Origin of the sequence: Chryseobacterium sp. R2A-55 (assembly GCF_021401085.1) — a bacterium.
Lineage (GTDB): Bacteria > Bacteroidota > Bacteroidia > Flavobacteriales > Weeksellaceae > Kaistella.
In genome coordinates this window covers 114534-131770 of record NZ_JACBFP010000006.1, presented here as the reverse complement: position 1 = coordinate 131770, position 17237 = coordinate 114534, and the positions used below count along the sequence as shown (strand labels likewise).

13 protein-coding genes are annotated in these 17237 nt (G+C 40.2%); 7 read left to right on the top strand and 6 right to left on the bottom strand.

Going from position 1 to position 17237, the window contains the following annotated elements; translation table 11 throughout:
- Positions 1-27: 27 nt before the first annotated feature.
- Complete coding sequence (locus L0951_RS08555; RefSeq protein ID WP_234110814.1) at positions 28-621, top strand: RsmD family RNA methyltransferase; 594 nt, start codon at positions 28-30, stop codon at positions 619-621.
- A 13-nt stretch (positions 622-634) separates the two neighbouring features.
- On the opposite strand, the gene L0951_RS08550 is transcribed toward L0951_RS08555, so the two are convergent.
- Complete coding sequence (locus L0951_RS08550) at positions 635-1129, bottom strand: Smr/MutS family protein (protein WP_234110850.1); 495 nt, start codon at positions 1127-1129, stop codon at positions 635-637.
- A gap of 135 nt (positions 1130-1264) precedes the next feature.
- On the opposite strand from L0951_RS08550, the gene glyA reads away from it, so the two are divergent.
- The 4 genes from glyA to L0951_RS08530 all read left to right on the top strand — a co-directional run bounded on the left by glyA (position 1265) and on the right by L0951_RS08530 (position 9146).
- Positions 1265-2536: a serine hydroxymethyltransferase gene (glyA, locus tag L0951_RS08545; protein ID WP_234110813.1), complete on the top strand. Its 1272-nt coding sequence runs from the start codon at positions 1265-1267 to the stop codon at positions 2534-2536.
- 129 nt (positions 2537-2665) lie between these two features.
- Positions 2666-6028, top strand: a complete 3363-nt coding sequence (locus L0951_RS08540) for a methylmalonyl-CoA mutase family protein (protein ID WP_234110812.1) — start codon at positions 2666-2668, stop codon at positions 6026-6028.
- 95 nt (positions 6029-6123) lie between these two features.
- A complete protein-coding gene (locus tag L0951_RS08535; protein ID WP_234110811.1) occupies positions 6124-7914 on the top strand; it encodes a DUF262 domain-containing protein in 1791 nt (596 codons plus the stop codon).
- Between the two features lie 455 nt (positions 7915-8369).
- Positions 8370-9146, top strand: a complete 777-nt coding sequence (locus L0951_RS08530; RefSeq protein WP_234110810.1) for a sterol desaturase family protein — start codon at positions 8370-8372, stop codon at positions 9144-9146.
- Between the two features lie 63 nt (positions 9147-9209).
- Here L0951_RS08530 and ctlX read toward each other — a convergent pair whose 3' ends face one another.
- Complete coding sequence (gene ctlX, locus L0951_RS08525) at positions 9210-10133, bottom strand: citrulline utilization hydrolase CtlX (protein WP_234110809.1); 924 nt, start codon at positions 10131-10133, stop codon at positions 9210-9212.
- Positions 10134-10199: 66 nt separating this feature from the next.
- Here ctlX and L0951_RS08520 point away from each other — a divergent pair, with 66 nt between their 5' ends.
- On the top strand, positions 10200-10859 hold the full coding sequence (locus L0951_RS08520) for a copper homeostasis protein CutC (RefSeq protein ID WP_262908471.1): 660 nt from the start codon (positions 10200-10202) through the stop codon (positions 10857-10859).
- A 16-nt stretch (positions 10860-10875) separates the two neighbouring features.
- On the opposite strand, the gene L0951_RS08515 is transcribed toward L0951_RS08520, so the two are convergent.
- Positions 10876-11790 (bottom strand): dimethylarginine dimethylaminohydrolase family protein, encoded by a 915-nt coding sequence (locus L0951_RS08515; protein ID WP_234110807.1) that lies wholly within the window; start codon positions 11788-11790, stop codon positions 10876-10878.
- A gap of 310 nt (positions 11791-12100) precedes the next feature.
- Here L0951_RS08515 and L0951_RS08510 point away from each other — a divergent pair, with 310 nt between their 5' ends.
- Complete coding sequence (locus tag L0951_RS08510; protein ID WP_234110806.1) at positions 12101-13612, top strand: Do family serine endopeptidase; 1512 nt, start codon at positions 12101-12103, stop codon at positions 13610-13612.
- A 47-nt stretch (positions 13613-13659) separates the two neighbouring features.
- Here L0951_RS08510 and L0951_RS08505 read toward each other — a convergent pair whose 3' ends face one another.
- From L0951_RS08505 to L0951_RS08495, 3 genes are all read right to left on the bottom strand, one after another.
- Complete coding sequence (locus tag L0951_RS08505) at positions 13660-14103, bottom strand: hypothetical protein (protein ID WP_234110805.1); 444 nt, start codon at positions 14101-14103, stop codon at positions 13660-13662.
- The gene (locus L0951_RS08500; RefSeq protein WP_234110804.1) at positions 14104-14484 is read right to left on the bottom strand and encodes a RidA family protein; all 381 of its coding nucleotides are present in this window, start codon (positions 14482-14484) and stop codon (positions 14104-14106) included.
- Positions 14485-14595: 111 nt separating this feature from the next.
- A complete protein-coding gene (locus L0951_RS08495; RefSeq protein ID WP_234110803.1) occupies positions 14596-17187 on the bottom strand; it encodes a putative LPS assembly protein LptD in 2592 nt (863 codons plus the stop codon).
- Positions 17188-17237: the final 50 nt, after the last annotated feature.

Sequence of the window (17237 nt, the reverse complement as noted above, 5' to 3'; positions counted from 1 at the left end):
ATCATTCAATAAATTTATCAACCAAAAATGTACAGAATAATCAGCGGAAGATGGAAGTCCAAAAGGATTTCGGCACCGAAAAATTTCGATGTCCGTCCAACAACGGATTTTGCGAAAGAGGCCCTTTTCAGTATTCTCGAAAATCGTTTTGATTTGGAGTTCGAGTTTATCTCTGCGCTGGATTTGTTCGGGGGAATCGGCTCCATTGCTTTGGAACTGGCCTCCAGAGGTTGCAAAGACGTTACTGCCATGGAAATGAATCCAAAACATGCGGCCTTTATTAATTCCACCGCTTCTGATTTGGATATGGCTTTGCAAATTTCTGTGCAGAGAGCCGATGTTTTTGAATATCTAAAGAAAAACCGAAACCACAAAAAATTTGATTTGGTGGTTGCAGATCCACCTTTTGAGACTCCTGTGGAAAAATATCATGAGCTGATTGGATTGGTTTTAAACAATAAATTTCTAAAAGAAGATGGTGTTTTTGTGCTTGAGCATCAAAGCCGCATAAAGCTTTCCCACCCCAATCTACTCGATACCCGAAAATACGGAAATGTGAGTTTTTCGTTTTTTAAACCTAATCAAGAAGCTGAAACTTTGGAAACGCCATCCGAAAATTGATGATCCGCCCAAATTACCGGAACCAGACCATCACATTTCCGGCGGAATGATAGAAAAACACATCCTGTTCGAAATCGATGTTTGTTTGACCAATTAGGAAATCATGAACCATTTTCTGAACAACGCCATCTCCGATCCCGTGCACAATTTCGAGTTGTTTCAAATGATTTTTCCGGCAGAATTCAAAAGTTTCCATCAATTTTTCCTTTTGAATAAAAATTCTTTCCGTGGAATCATAAAATTGTGGATTTTCTACCAGTTTTTCAAAATGCAGATCAAGAATGAGGTGCTTTCTCTGATGTTTCCTGGAAACCGGTTTGGGGGATTCAGATTTTTGAATGGTTTTTAAGCCTTCATAAATATTTGGATTTTGTAAAACCAGTTCGTTCATTTTGTACTGATGGGTAAATCCAAATTCATCCCTGAAAACTACAGTTTCACCGTGTACCGAAGTCACGAGTCCCTTCAAATTGTCATCAACCACAGAAACTTTATCGCCAATTTTCATCGCTCCAAATTTTTGTGCAAAGTTAAAGTCTATCATTCAATTCTGAAACTTGCTGATTCTTAATTTGATTTTAGTGCTGAAAATTCACTAAATTTGGAGCTATCTATAATCAATATCAAACTCCAGTTATATATCATGGCCAACGAAACAATTTTTGACCTTATCGAAAAGGAAAGACAAAGACAGACACACGGAATTGAACTCATCGCATCTGAAAATTTTGTTTCAGAGAATGTGATGAAGGCAATGGGAAGCGTGCTCACCAATAAATATGCGGAAGGTTATCCGGGAAGAAGATACTATGGAGGTTGCGAAGTGGTGGATGAAGTGGAAACTTTGGCGGTCAACCGAGCGAAGGAGCTTTTTGGGGTGGAGTATGCGAATGTGCAGCCACATTCCGGTTCGCAGGCAAATGCGGCGATTTATCTTGCGGTTCTAAAACCCGGCGATAAAATTTTAGGCCTGGATTTGTCAATGGGAGGACATTTGACGCATGGTGCAGCGGTGAACTTTTCCGGAATTCAGTACCACGCAAATTTTTACGGCGTGGAAAGAGAAACCGGCAGAATCGATTACGAAGCAATGCGTCAAAAAGCGCTGGAAGTTCGTCCCAAAATGTTGATTGCAGGATATTCCGCCTATTCCCGAGATTTGGATTTCAAGAAATTCCGCGAAGTTGCTGATGAAGTAGGTGCCACTTTGTGGGCAGATATTGCGCATCCAGCAGGTTTGATGGCGAAAGGTTTGCTGAGTACCCCATTCGAACATTGCCATATCGTGAGCACAACTACTCACAAAACACTTCGTGGACCGAGAGGCGGAATGATCATGATGGGTAAAGATTTCGAAAATCCATACGGACATAAGACTCCAAAAGGAGAAATCAAAATGATGAGCCAAGTTCTGGATGGCGCGGTTTTCCCGGGAATCCAAGGTGGTCCGCTGGAACATGTGATTGCAGGTAAAGCTGTGGCTTTTGCAGAAGCGATTGATTCCAGATTTGAAGTATATGCAAAACAGGTGGTTGCAAATGCACAGGCTTTGGCAAAAGCAATGATGGACAATGGTTTTGACATTGTAAGCGGTGGAACAGACAACCATTTGATGTTGGTGGACCTTAGAAATAAGAATGTGAACGGAAAGGAAACCGAAAAAGCATTGGTTAAAGCTGATATTACTTGCAACAAAAACATGGTTCCATTTGACGACAAATCGCCATTCACCACTTCAGGAATCCGCTTGGGAACGGCTGCAATTACCACCAGAGGTTTGAAAGAAAATCATATGGAAATCATCGCCGGGTTAATCAACGAGGTGGTGATGAACATTAAAGATGAACATGTAATTTCTGAAGTCCGCAAAAAAGTTAATAATTTGATGGACGGGAAAGCGCTATTTAATTATTAAAGAATATTCAGTCTTAAAATTCAAAAACAGTTCAGGCCCTTTCTGAAAAAAAACGGAAAGGGTTTATCTTTTCCCAAAATTTCAAAAAACCGTATCTTTGAAAAATCCACAAAAATCTTAATTTTCTTTATGGAAACCACAAAATACGAACCTAAAAATAAAGTAAGAATTGTAACCGCAGCATCGCTTTTTGACGGACATGACGCCGCCATCAACATTATGCGCAGAGTGATCCAGGGAACGGGTTGCGAAGTCATCCATCTTGGTCATGATAAATCGGCCGAAGAAGTGGTGAACACTGCGATCCAGGAGGATGCAAATGCAATTGCGCTCACTTCTTATCAAGGTGGTCACAATGAATATTTCAAATATATCTACGACCTTTTGCATGAGAAAGGTGCTCCCCAAATCAAAATTTTCGGTGGAGGTGGAGGTGTGATTCTGCCTCAAGAAATCAAGGCGTTGATGGATTATGGAATCGACCGGATTTATTCACCGGATGATGGAAGGGCACTTGGTTTACAAGGAATGATCGACGATTTGGTGAAAAAATCCGATTTTGCCACCGGTGAAAATGTGACGGTTTCAGATTTGGATAAAATCACTTTTGAAGATTCAAAATCCATCGCACAGGTTATTTCCGCCGTGGAAAATTTTTCTGAAGAAAAAGCAGATTTGGTAAAGGCCATTGATGAAAAAGCGAAAAATTCAAGTATTCCAATCATCGGAATTACCGGAACCGGCGGTGCCGGAAAATCTTCATTAACCGACGAATTGGTCCGCAGATTTCTGCGTTCAAATCCGGATAAAAAAATGGCGATTATTTCCGTGGATCCTTCCAAAAAGAAAACGGGAGGCGCACTCTTGGGAGATCGCATCAGAATGAATTCCATCAACGATCCACGGGTCTATATGCGTTCCATGGCGACGCGTGAGAACAATGTTTCAGTTTCGCCATATATCCATTCCGCCATCAATATTTTGAAAATCGCAAAACCGGACATAATTATTCTGGAAACCTCCGGGATTGGTCAAAGTGGTTCAGAAATCACAGAAATCGCCGATGTTTCCATGTATGTGATGACGCCGGAATATGGCGCTTCCACGCAGTTGGAAAAGATCGACATGTTGGATTATGCCGATTTGATCGCTTTAAATAAATCCGATAAACGCGGTGCTTTAGACGCACTTCAAGCCGTTAGAAAACAATATCAGAGAAATCATCTGTTCTTTGACCAGCCACTGGAAGAAATGCCGGTTTTCGCCACCAAAGCAAGCCAGTTCAATGATTGGGGAATGACCGAATTGTACAATACATTAATTAAAAAGGTCAACTCCAGGTTTGAAAATCACCATTTCAATGAATATGTGGAACACCATGTTGCGGAGGATTCCACCATCATTCCGCCGAAAAGGGTTCGTTATCTTTCCGAAATTGTGGAAAACAACAGGCAGTACGACAAAGAAGTGGAGGAACAGGCTCTAATTGCAAAGAAAATGTACTTAATTGACGGTGCAAAAGCATTGATCGCCGATGATGAACATACCCACGACAAACTGGAAAAAGTCTTCATCAAGACAAAAAAAGAACTGACGGAAGAAAATACCCTTTTCCTTCAAGGCTGGAAGAAGTTTAAGGAGGAAATGAAAGAGGATGCTTTCACCTATCTCGTTCGTGGAAAGGAAATCAAAGTGGAAACCAAATCCGAATCACTTTCTGGCTTGAAGATTCCGAAAATTTCTCTGCCTAAATTCCAGGATTGGGGAGATCTAATCAGATGGAAAGGTCAGGAAAACGTTCCGGGGCAGTTTCCATATACCGCCGGAATTTATCCCTTCAAGCGAACCGGGGAAGATCCAACCAGAATGTTTGCCGGAGAAGGCGGCCCGGAAAGAACCAACCGAAGATTTCATTATGTTTCCGCAGAAATGCCTGCGAAACGACTTTCTACCGCATTTGATTCAGTAACACTTTACGGACAGGATCCCGCTTTACCACCAGATATTTATGGAAAAATCGGGAATGCCGGAGTTTCGATAGCAACTTTGGATGATGCCAAAAAACTCTATTCCGGGTTTGACCTCATTAACGCACTGACTTCGGTTTCCATGACGATTAACGGTCCCGCTCCGATGTTGCTTTCGTTTTTTATGAATGCGGCGATTGACCAAAACTGCGAAAAATATATTGAGGAAAATGGACTTCAGGCAAAAGTTGAGGCTAAACTTAAAGAAAAATTCGACGACAAAGGTTTGAAAAGACCTTCCTACCATGGCGAACTTCCACCTTCCAATAATGGTTTGGGATTAAGACTTTTGGGAATTACCGGTGACGAGGTTCTGGATGCAGAAGTTTACGGCAGAATCAAGGCAGAAACCATCGCCAATGTCCGCGGAACCGTTCAAGCAGATATCCTGAAAGAAGACCAGGCTCAAAATACGTGTATCTTCTCCACTGAATTTGCTTTGAGATTAATGGGCGACGTTCAGGAATATTTCATCGACAATAAGGTGAGGAATTTCTATTCGGTTTCTATTTCCGGGTACCACATTGCGGAAGCGGGAGCGAATCCGATTTCGCAATTGGCATTTACTTTGGCAAATGGTTTCACTTATGTGGAGTATTATTTGTCAAGGGGGATGAATATCAACGATTTCGCTCCGAATCTTTCCTTCTTTTTCTCCAACGGAATTGATCCGGAATATGCCGTAATAGGAAGAGTGGCGAGAAGAATTTGGGCTAAAGCGATGCGCGAGAAATACCATGCGAACGACCGAAGCCAAATGTTGAAATACCATATCCAGACTTCCGGAAGGTCGCTTCACGCCCAGGAAATTGATTTTAACGATATCAGAACTACTCTTCAGGCACTTTACGCCATTTACGATAACTGCAACTCCCTTCACACGAATGCCTATGACGAAGCGATTACCACTCCGACTGAAGAATCCGTGCGAAGGGCAATGGCTATTCAGTTGATTATCAACAAAGAATTGGGATTGGCGAAAAATGAAAATCCGCTTCAAGGTTCGTTTATTATTGAAGAATTGACTGATTTGGTGGAAGAGGCGGTTTATGCCGAATTCGACCGAATTACCGAAAGAGGCGGCGTTCTGGGTGCGATGGAGACGATGTATCAGCGCTCAAAGATCCAGGAGGAAAGTATGCATTACGAAATGCTGAAACACACTGGAGAATATCCCATCATCGGTGTGAATACTTTTCTTGGGAAAGACGGTTCGCCAACGGTCTTGCCGGGCGAAGTCATCCGTTCGACTGAAGAAGAAAAACAGTTGCAGATTCAGAATTTAGAAAACTTCCAGAAATCCCATGCCGACAAATCTGGTGAAATGCTGGAAAAGCTCCAACATGCCGCCATCAACCAGCAAAATCTTTTTGAAGTAATGATGGAAGCCGGAAAATATTGCTCACTCGGTCAGATTACGAATGCGCTGTTTGAGGTGGGCGGGAAGTATAGGAGGAATATGTGATGCCGCTTTCTGCTGATAATTGCGTAAAAGAAAAATGGTAATTACCATATAAGAGTTGAAGGATTCCGGAAATATGGAAATAACATCTAAATCAAATGCAGAAATATTCAGTAAACCAGCAACTAATAGAAACATTATTGGCTTGGGTAAATTCAGGAGAAATCGCGATTCCTGAGATTCAAAGGCCTTTTGTGTGGGACACCTCAAAAGTAAGGGACTTAATGGACAGTCTTTACCAGGGATTTCCGGTTGGTTATGTAATCGCTTGGAAAAATCCGAATGTGCGGCTAAAAGACGGCAGTTTTAGTGATGGAAAGAAAATATTAATTGATGGACAACAAAGAGTTACTGCTCTTACCGCCGCAATTTTGGGAAAATATGTCATCAATAAAGAATATGAAAGAGTAAAAATAAAAATTGCATTTAATCCTATAGATGAAAAATTTGAAGTGCAAAACCCTGCGATTCTGAAAGATAGAACATGGATTCACGATATTTCATCAGTTTTCAATGGCAGCATCAGTTTACTCAAATTAACTAGAGATTATTTAACCCATAATCCTGAAGTGGATGAAGAATTAGTGGAAAGAACGCTCACTAATCTTGTAAATATTCCGAAAAAACAAATTGGAATTATTGAATTATCTTCCGATTTGGATATTGAAACAGTCACTGAGATTTTTATCAGAATTAATTCTAAAGGAGTTGTATTAAGTCAGGCGGATTTTGCTATGAGCAAGATTTCATCAAATGAGAAATATGATGGCAGCATTTTGCGTAAAGCGATCGATTATTTCTGTCACCTTGCAATTTCTCCAGAATTTTATAAGCACATTACTGATCATGATCCTGAGTTTTCAAAAACAGAATTTTTCCAGAAAATGTCGTGGCTTAAATCAGAAAATGAAGATTTGTATGATCCCACATACACAGATCTGATTAGAGTTGCATTTACTTCACAATTTAATCGTGGAAGACTTGCTGATTTAGTTAGTTTACTTTCAGGAAGAAATTTTGAAACTCGCACTTTTGAGGAAGAAATCGCCGAAAAGTCGTTTGAAATGTTAACTAATGGAGTTTACAATTTCATGAACGAAACAAATTTCAAACGTTTCCTTTTAATTATTAAATCTGCGGGTTTCATTTCGCCAAAACTTATACGGTCTCAAAACTCTCTTAATTTTGCGTATATCGTTTATTTAAAATTAAAGGAATTAGGCTATCATTCAAACCACATAGAAAAGTATGTGAGAAAATGGTTTGTTTATTCAATACTTACAGGAAGGTATTCTAGTTCACCAGAAAGTTTCTTTGATTTCGATATCAAACAAATTTCACAAAAACCTTTTGACGAATATTTAAAAGAAAAGGAAGACGGTGAATTATCCGATGCTTTCTGGAATGCTTCATTAGTTCAAAGTCTTGATAGTTCTGTTGCAAGTAGTCCTTATTTTAACGTTTTTCTTGCTTCTCAAGTAAAAGCAAATGACAAAGGATTTTTGTCAAGAGATGTTACCGTAAGTGATTTGGTTTCCATAAAAGGCGATATTCATCATTTGTTTCCAAGGGATTTCTTAAAGAAGAATGGTTTGGAAAGAGGTAAGTATAATCAGATTGCAAACTATGTTTATATGCAATCAGAAATTAATATCAAAGTGGGAAACAAGGCTCCGAAAGACTATTTCGGCGGAGTGATTTCAGATATTGAGAATGGTAAACCTTTAGTTTCTGGAATTGAGAATATGAAAGACTTATTTGACAATTTAGAAATAAACTGTATTCCGGAAAATATAATAAACAGCGGTTTCTCGGACTATGAAGATTTCCTTTTCGAAAGGAGAAAGTTAATGGCCGAAAAGATCAAGAAATATTATTTTAGTTTATAGAAATTAGAGCTCATTTTAGTAGAGAAAAACTACTTGAAAATAGAAGTCTTAAGAAAATCTTCCGAAATCTCCGGGAGATTTTTTTTGCTGAAACTCCAAATGGTTTCCCGACAATGGGAATCATGTTCGCCAAACTCTGGCTGGAATTCCTTCGGAGTCAATTTCTTTAGAAATGCTTGAAAATATATATCTTTTCACGTGGTATGCGTAAAATGAATCTTCATTTTGTTCAAAAAATAAATATTTTTTTATTTTGCATTTGATTTCTTTGTAACTTCCCACTTACAATAAAAAAGCCTTTCGAAGGAAGAACAGGGAATTTTAAAAGCATGTGAAACCACATTGGAGATGGGTTTGATAGGATGGTGTTTGGTTTTAAGGAGTTGATTGCGGATGGTTGACTTTCGAAATTCTTTCGTGCAGCGCCAATTTTTGTACACCTAAAAACTAATATTATGAACTCTTTTTTTTCACAGCTCCCAAATGCTTGGGAGGTCTTAAAGGATCCCGCTTCCATTGTGGTAATTTCCATTTTTCTTATTCTAATGATTGCGGAAGAACTTGCTCCCGGCAGACAGCTTCCTCCCGTTAAATTTTGGCGGATCAAAGGCATTATTGCATTTATTGCCTATTTCTTTTTGTCCACATATTTGCCATTGATTTGGGGCGAAACCTTGGATAAGTACCGGATCTTTGACCTCACTTTACTCGGTGATTATTGGGGAGCTCTGATTGCTTTGCTGATTTATGAGCTCGGAGTCTATATTTGGCACCGGTCGATGCATAAAAACAACATTTTGTGGCGGGTTTTTCACCAGATGCACCACAGTGCCGAAAGGGTGGATACTTATGGGGCATTCTTTTTTAGCCCGATGGATATGATTGGATTTACAGTTTTAGGCAGTCTCACGATGGTCTGGATCGCCGGTTTCACGCCGCAGGCAAGTATCTATGCGCTCTATGGTGCCACCTTTTTAGCGGTCATCCAGCATACCAATATCAAGACACCGCAATGGATGGGCTATATTTTTCAAAGGCCGGAATCGCATTCCCTGCATCACGCCAAAGGAATACACGCCTACAATTATTCAGATCTGCCTTTGTTTGATCTTATATTTGGAACATTCAGAAACCCGAAGGAATTCTCGAAAGAAACGGGATTTTACGACGGGGCTTCATCCAAAATCACCAAAATGATGCTCTTCAAAGACATATATTTGGACCGGAACTAATTGTTATTGTCCGGAAAATAGAATTATAGGATGTGTTCATTGATTTTGAAGCAAAAGCCTCCATTATTTTCTGGGCAAGAAAACTTCTGCCAACATGCATCTAGCGCTTCCACCGCCGTTTGTTTCGATGGTGTTCAGATCAGCATAAATGATTTCCGAATATTTTTCGATGGAAGAAATTTGTTTGGGCGTGAGCGATTTATAGGCGGTTTCGCTCATCACCAAGAAAGTCTTTCCCTCGGAATTCCTTACCTGGAGCATATTTCCGGCGAATTGCTGCATTTGGTCTTCCGAGATTTCAATGATTTCTTTGTCGCTGGATTTGAGGACTTCCTGTACTTTCTCGCGTTCCAGTTCATCATCGATACAGTCCAGACAAATCACCACAAATTGGTCGGCAACGCACATCATCACATTGGTGTGGTAAATCGGTAGTCTCTCACCATTTACATTCTGAAAGGAATGAAAAATCACCGCAGTGAAACCGTATTTCGCGCAAAATTTTCTGAAAAGCTCTTCGTGCAGTCGCAGGGAAACTGATCCATAAGCAATTTTATGGTCATGGTCGAAAATCATGCTTCCGGTTCCCTCCAAAAATTGGTCTTGATTCTCGAAGTGCGAAAAGTCGTCCACTTCCGTAATTTCAAATCCTTTTGATTTCAATGTTTCCAAAATATCTGCACGCCTTTCCACTCGTCGGTTGGGTGCAAACATCGGATAAAGTACCGCTTTCCCGTCACTGTGGAAACTCACCCAGTTATTGGGAAAAATGGAATCCGGCGAATGTGGCTCCAACGTGTCTTTGATGGTGATGACATTAATTCCTTTAGAGCGTAATTTTCCCACAAAATGATTAAATTCGGCAAGTGCTTTTTCCTGAATGTCGGAATCTTTTTGTTCCACTTGGAAATAGTTGTTTTCGGCAGTTTGCGCATTATATCCGAAAGCAATCGGCTCAATCATCAGAACGGTATCTGTAGCTTGCATTAATGGTTGTTTTTAATATTGAAATGGTTTCAAAAATACTTAAATTTATACAGAATAAAAAATGATATGTTAGAAATCGCTTGCTTTGAAATGACCTCCGCCGAAACTGCCCTGAAATCTGTTGCGGACCGGATTGAATTCTGTGCCGAACAGCAGTTGGGCGGAACAACTCCCTACATCGAAGAATTCAGATATTTGAAGTCGGTCTATCGAAAACCTATTTTCGTAATGATCAGACCGAAAGGGGGCGAATTTCTTTATTCGGACATGGAATTTGAGCAGATGAAAAAAGACATTAAAGAATTCAAAAAAGCTGGAGCAGACGGTTTTGTTTTCGGAATTTTAACTGCAGGAAATAATATTGATTCAGAAAGAAACCGGGAACTGGTGGAACTGGCCGGAGAAATTCCGTGTACTTTTCACCGTGCGTTCGACAGAACTCCGGATTTGGATCTTGCCATCAAAAAGCTCATCAGCATTGGATTCCGAACCGTTCTTACTTCCGGAGGTGCCGAAAATGCTGTGAAAGGGAAGGAGAAATTAAGAGAACTTGTCCAGAAATATGCTCATCAGATTAATATTCTGATCGGAGGCGGCGTGCGCTCCGGGAACATTCATGAGCTGAAAGAATTTACCGGCGGATCAGATTTCCACTCTTCTGCAATTCCTTCTTATGAGACTTTTGCCGATGATGACGAAATCAAAAAACTGAAAAATGCATTATAACATTCCTTAGAAAAAACTATTCCCGAACCAAAGGCAAAGTGGAACATCTCAGCAAACCGCCCATTTTCGAGATTTCCCGGTAAGGAATTTCCTCCAAGGTCATTCCCCATTCGTTTCGGAGGTGGTTGTTCATTCTGGTAAAAGCGCTGTCGGAAACCACTATTTCAGGAGAAATTGAAAAAATATTGGGGTTCATCTCAAACATTTCTTCCGCAGTGACGTGGAAACAGTTTTCCTCGCCGAAGATATCCAGGATCAAGTTGTAGTCGCTTTCATCCACGAAACCGTCTTTGTAAATAATACACTTGTCTTTGCCAACCGGATTAAAAGTGCAGTCCAAATGGAGAATTCCCTTGAAAGGTTCGTGGTCGTTTTTCTTTAATTCAAAGTCCAGGATTCTTTTTTTTGGAAAATATTCCTTTAAAATATCGATGGCGTAACCGTTGGTTCTTGCGGTTTTGAAACTTCTGTAATCCTCGCTGTAGCAAGTCCCGATGAAAAGATAGTCGTTCCAGACAATCACATCGCCGCCTTCGATGTGTGCGGATTCTGGCAGATTGATAATGTCTCTCCATTTTACCTGTTCGAAGATTTTCTGGTAAGCGTCTTGCTCATCGGCTCTGTCGGAAATCACATTGGAAATGATCATTTTGTCATCAATCACGAAAGCTACGTCTCTTGCGAAAACCTGATTGTAATCTTCGATGATTTCCGGGCGGAAAACCTTTACTCCATATTTTTTCAAAACGTTCTCGAATGCAGTCATTTCAGCTACAATGTCTTCTTCCTTCGGATAAATTCCTTTTTGGATGGTGTCATAGGATTTGGCGTCATAACTTTCTTCAAGGGTCGGAATTTTTCCCATAGAACCAGGTTGTCCCAGAACAACGGACTTTAATCTTCCAGTTTCGTTTTTGATATTCAATTTCATAAAAAATCGGCTTTTCACAAATTTAAACAAAGGAACCGAGCTGGGAAAATATTTGTTTCTTTTTAAATTTGGTTTGGTTGGGTTTGATGATTGACATGTGTTTTAAAATTCCGGAATCTGCCAATATTTCCGATTTTTAATGGTGCTGTATTTTATTTTTTCCGTCATATCTTTAAGAATACATTAAAAAATACTAATTCGTGTTAAATTATAGTTAAAACTGAAACAGTCGCATGATCATCAATACTTATTTAGCACTAAATTTGTTAATTAGAATTCAATAAAAGTAAAAGATAAATAATTTATGACGATGAAGAACAACTTGAAAAAACTGTTGCCTTATGCTTTTGTCGGAGTCATTTCCGGCGCAACCACTTTTGGAGCAATTAATTATTTCGGAGTCAAAAACCATGACTCGGAATTTTCCTATTTCGCTCCGAAGAAAAATACTGATGCCAGTTTTGCATCATTTAACATGGCGGGAGTAGGCGATGATTTCGTGAAGGCCGCAAAAATGACGGTGCCTGCAGTGGTGAGCATCAAGAATTTCTCGAACCGGACTTCGCAGCGAAGTGACCAGGATTTGTTTGACCTGTTTTTTGGAAATCCTTTTGGGAATAGCCAGAGACAGCAGCAGCCACAGCAGGAAATGCCCCGTGGAATGGGCTCCGGAGTGATTATTTCTCCCGATGGCTACATTATTTCAAACAACCACGTGATTGCCGGTGCTACAAAACTTGAGGTACAGCTATCGAACAAGAAAACCTATATCGCAAACCTTATTGGAACCGATCCAACCACCGATATCGCACTTTTAAAAATAGAAGAAAAAGGATTGCCTTATCTTTCTTTTGCCAATTCTGACAACGTGGAAGTGGGACAGTGGGTTTTGGCGGTGGGAAATCCTATGGGACTAAATTCTACTGTGACGGCAGGAATCGTTTCTGCTAAAGGAAGAAGCATAGACTTATTAAGTCAGCAATCCAGAACGCCGATAGAAAACTTCATCCAGACTGATGCGGCGATCAACCCGGGAAACTCTGGCGGAGCTTTGGTTAATCCAAATGGCGAACTGATCGGAATTAATTCTGCAATTTCCTCTAAAACAGGATATTATGAAGGTTATGGTTTTGCGGTGCCATCCAATCTTGCGAGGAAAGTGGTGGAAGATATCAAGAAATTTGGCATGGTCCAGAGAGGATTCCTGGGTGTGAGATCCTTGGATCTTTCGGATACGAGACAAGTTGCGCAATACAACCAACAAAACAAAACCAACATTAAAGCCAATGAAGGTGTTTACATCACAGAGGTAACTGCAAAAGGTGGAGCGGAAGATGCAGGTTTGAGATCTGGCGATATCATTACGAAAGTAGACAATACTGTGATTTCAAACTATTATGACCTTTCATTTGCTGTTGGAAGTAAAAGACCAGGAGATAAAGTGGCGGTGACTTACCTAAGAAACGGTAAAGAAGCCACAGCCAATGTGACCCTGAAAGATGAAAAAGGGAATACCACTTTCCGAAGTAAAGCGGATTTGAGCGTGACCGAAAAAATTGGAGCCGAATTTGAGCCATTAAGTGAAAAATTCAAAACCGATTATGGCTTGAACAGCGGTGTGATCGCCAAAAATGTGCTGGATGGAAGTGAGATGGCGAAAATTGGAATCGTGGATAATTATATCGTGATCGAAATCAACGGAAAACCAGTGAATTCACAGAAAGATGTTGAAAAAATTCTGGACAAGTACCAAGGAAATGTGCAGGTGAAATATGTGGATGATTTCGGAAGAATTACAACCAGAGGATTTAGAATGCCGTAATTATCAAGAAATATAAGGATGAAAGCGCGACTGAAAGGTTGCGCTTTTTATTGCTTCAATCTTCGGCTTCGTTTCTTCTTTCTTTCATAAATCACTTCTGTGATTTTTCCGCCGATCCATGCGAAAGGGAAAAAGGTGAGAAAGATCAAAATCTTATAAAAGGTCGGATGATAAGGAAAAATGATAATGTCCAGCATCGCGATGAAAAGCAGGATAAACCCTATTAGAATGGCATAAGCTACTTTGGCGTATTTCACGATGATAGCCGTCACCACCCCACCCACGGTTGCCGCAATGCCTGAGGAAATCAGCAGTACTACAAAGAAGTATGGATTATGCTCCACACTTTTCAGAACTTTTTCCCATTGCTGAAAGGGCGACATGGCATCATAATTTACCCAGGACGGATTCAAACGGATTCCGATCGTGATAATAAGTGCCGAAACAGCGAGGCCAATAAGTACCGCCAAAGTATTCCGAAGAAAATTCATTTAGTTTTCGTGTGCGATCATCGAGATTTCAATATCCACATTTTTTGGCAGGCAGGAAACCTGAACTGTTTCTCTTGCAGGAAAACTTTCCGGATCCAGGTAAGAAGCATAAACTTCATTCATTGCTGTGAAATCGTCCATGTTTTTTAGAAAAATCGTAGCTTTCACCACATTTTTGAAAGTCATACCCGCTTCATTTAAGATGGCTTCCAGATTTTTCATGACCTGATGGGTTGCTTTTTCGATGCCTTCTTCAAGTTTTCCGGTTTCAGCATTCACTGGAATCTGTCCGGAAATATATAAGTTCCCATTGACCAAAATTGCCTGCGAATAAGGACCAATTGCAGTGGGGGCTTTATCAGTGGAGATTATTTTTTTCATAATACTTTTCTCTTAGATTTAATCTGCAAATATAAAGTTTTTTCAAATTGTTTAATCGGAGTTGTAAAGTTTGAGATCTTCCTTCGCAAATTTCAATATTCCAACATGGTCCTAAAATGGCGCGTTCGGCTGATTGAAGCTTCTGTCCTTGTATTTCAGGGCATCCTGCAAAATATTGGCTTTGATTCCGATGAAGAAGTCATAAACTTTATATTGCCCATAAGGAATCCAGTTGAAATTGATGGTGAAACTTCTTTGATCACGAGCGAAGCCAATTCTGGTGTTGGCAATCTGTTTCGTGACTACATCATAATAGAGGTTTCCGTTGAGGTTCCAGTAAGGTGTCAGTTTAAGGCTCGCGTCTAAACCTACGGATGCCACTTTGTTTCCAAATTTCGATAAATTTTTGCTGTAACCGTATTGTGCGTTGATGTTTAATGTCCACGGTTGCTGGAATCTGGCGTAATTATCGTCATCAAAATAGTAGTTCTCATTCCGGATTTCCCCTTTCTTAGAATACTTTTTTGAAAGATCAACTTTTTCCTTGCCTGTGAAAATTGCCTCACTCAATGGATAAGAAATCTGTGCATTGAATCCCTGAATGCTGAAATGCCCAAAGTTTTCCGTTCTGATCCCTGTATCTGATCCGGGTTCGAAAACAATTTGATAGGGCTCCAAAGTCAAACTGGTGTTCAGATTTAGCTTTTCAAAAAGGGTGGTTTGCCCGCTAAACTGAAACATTGCCCACTTGTGGCTTGGCGCGGCGAAATTGTAACTGGTGTTAAAGTTCAGACTTTCAAATAGTTTCAATTTTCTTACTCCGGTGGAATCTTTTCTCGACTTTACCTTCATCTCCAAATTATTACCGATACTGAAAGTCATCGCCTGAACCAGCTGCGAACTCGGAGTTCCGATGATTCCCCGGTCAAAGATGGAATACATTGTCATTTCTCCACGTTCATTGTAATAATTCTTATAGTATCCAAAACTGGCTCCAGAAAAATCGGGAGCGTAGGAGAATCCAATCTGTGGAGTCATCATGTGTCTGATTGCCTGAACTGCGGAACCCTTCTTAAAGTTCATCATGCCGTAAAGTACCGTCTGCAAACTAGCACTTGTAGAAAAAGTGGAATATCCAGCAATTTTTTTATTGAGCACATCTTCCAGCTTATTATTGACTGGATCGTAAAATCTGGTTAAAGTTTTAGTGGTCAGTGCGTTATCAATATTTGCAGAAAGCGAGAAGGTGAAATACTTCGCCAGCGTAGTATTTGTTCCCAAACTGATGTTGTTTTTCAGTCCGGTCTGCATCTTGTCAAACATGGGTTTGGTAAAGAGCTCGCCTGCAGTGGTTTGCACATAATTATTGAGGTTTAAACCGGTATTTACGGTGATGTTTTCCAAAAGTCCCTGTCTGATTCCTGTTTTTGGTTTGAAAAGATAAAACTGATTGATCGCCACATTCATGATCGGAAGTTTTATATCTGAGAGTCCGGTAGAGAAGTTCTGGGAATAGGACGCCGAACCCGTGATGGTGACTGGCAGGGTCAAAAACCTTTTCGTGATACTAATGGATGAGTTTTGCTGAGCGTTCAGGTTATTTTGGTTAAATGCATAGTTGTTATTAACGGTATTGCTGTAAAACTGATTACTTACCATATCTACAGAAGCAGAAAAAGTGAGGAAAGGATTTGCTTTGGAATCCTGTTGATGCCTCCAAGCAATCCGGTATGATGCCGTTTTTGAATAATCTGAAAGACCCTTAATTCCACGAATCGTATTACCAATGTCTGCCGAGAAATTCCCGGAATACCGGTATAGTTTCCGGTAATTGACTTCAGGTTTGAAATTCCAGCTGCCTTTGGTGTAAATGTCAGTAAGTATCTTAAGGTCAAAATGTTCACCGATGGGTTGATAATAACCTAACCCGTTAAGGAAAAATCCCACATCTTCTCTTTCCCCGAAACTTGGAATCAGGATTCCCGCACTTCTTTTGTCGGAAAACGGCAGGATTGCAAAAGGCATGATCAAAGGTGTGGGAACCTGCTCAATATACATCTGAATTGGTCCGGTGATCACCTGCGATTTGTTTTTGCCTTTAATGAGTTTAATGTTTGGCGCCAACAAATAATAATCGGCAATGGTGTCCTTTTTCTGGATGAAGTATTCGTCTGTGGTATATTTCCCGCGGCGCATAAAGAAAACCGAGTCGTTGTATTTTTTGGTCTTTTCTGCCACGATAACTCCCTCGCTTTCTTCCGTTCTGGCGTTGATTGCGATGGCCTGTCTGGTTTTGATGTTGTACGTAAATTCGTCGTATTCGTATTTTTTACCACCTTGAGTGGCGAGCGCCGGAATTTTGATTTTCCCTAAAGAATCCAGTTCGCCTCTTGCATAGATCAGTGACTTGCTCCAGTCTATGGAGATATAGTCTGCGTCAATCTGCATGTCCTGGTATTTCACTTGAGCCTTTTTGTTCAGGAAGGTCATCTTTTTCGGGATGTCGTTTCGGATGTTGTCGGCTTTGGTTTGCACCACATCTTCCAGTTGCTCCTTGTTCACCGCTATAGTGTCTGATTTGGGAACACCCTCATTAATCCTCTTATTTTCAGGCAATTTCTGAGCGTTTAAAACTGCTAAAAAACTGTTAAAAATTAGGATAATTAAAATAGGTATTATATTTTTGAAGCCGGTTTTGAGCAATACAGTATTGTATGTAATTTGGGCTCAAAATTACTATAATTTTTAAAATT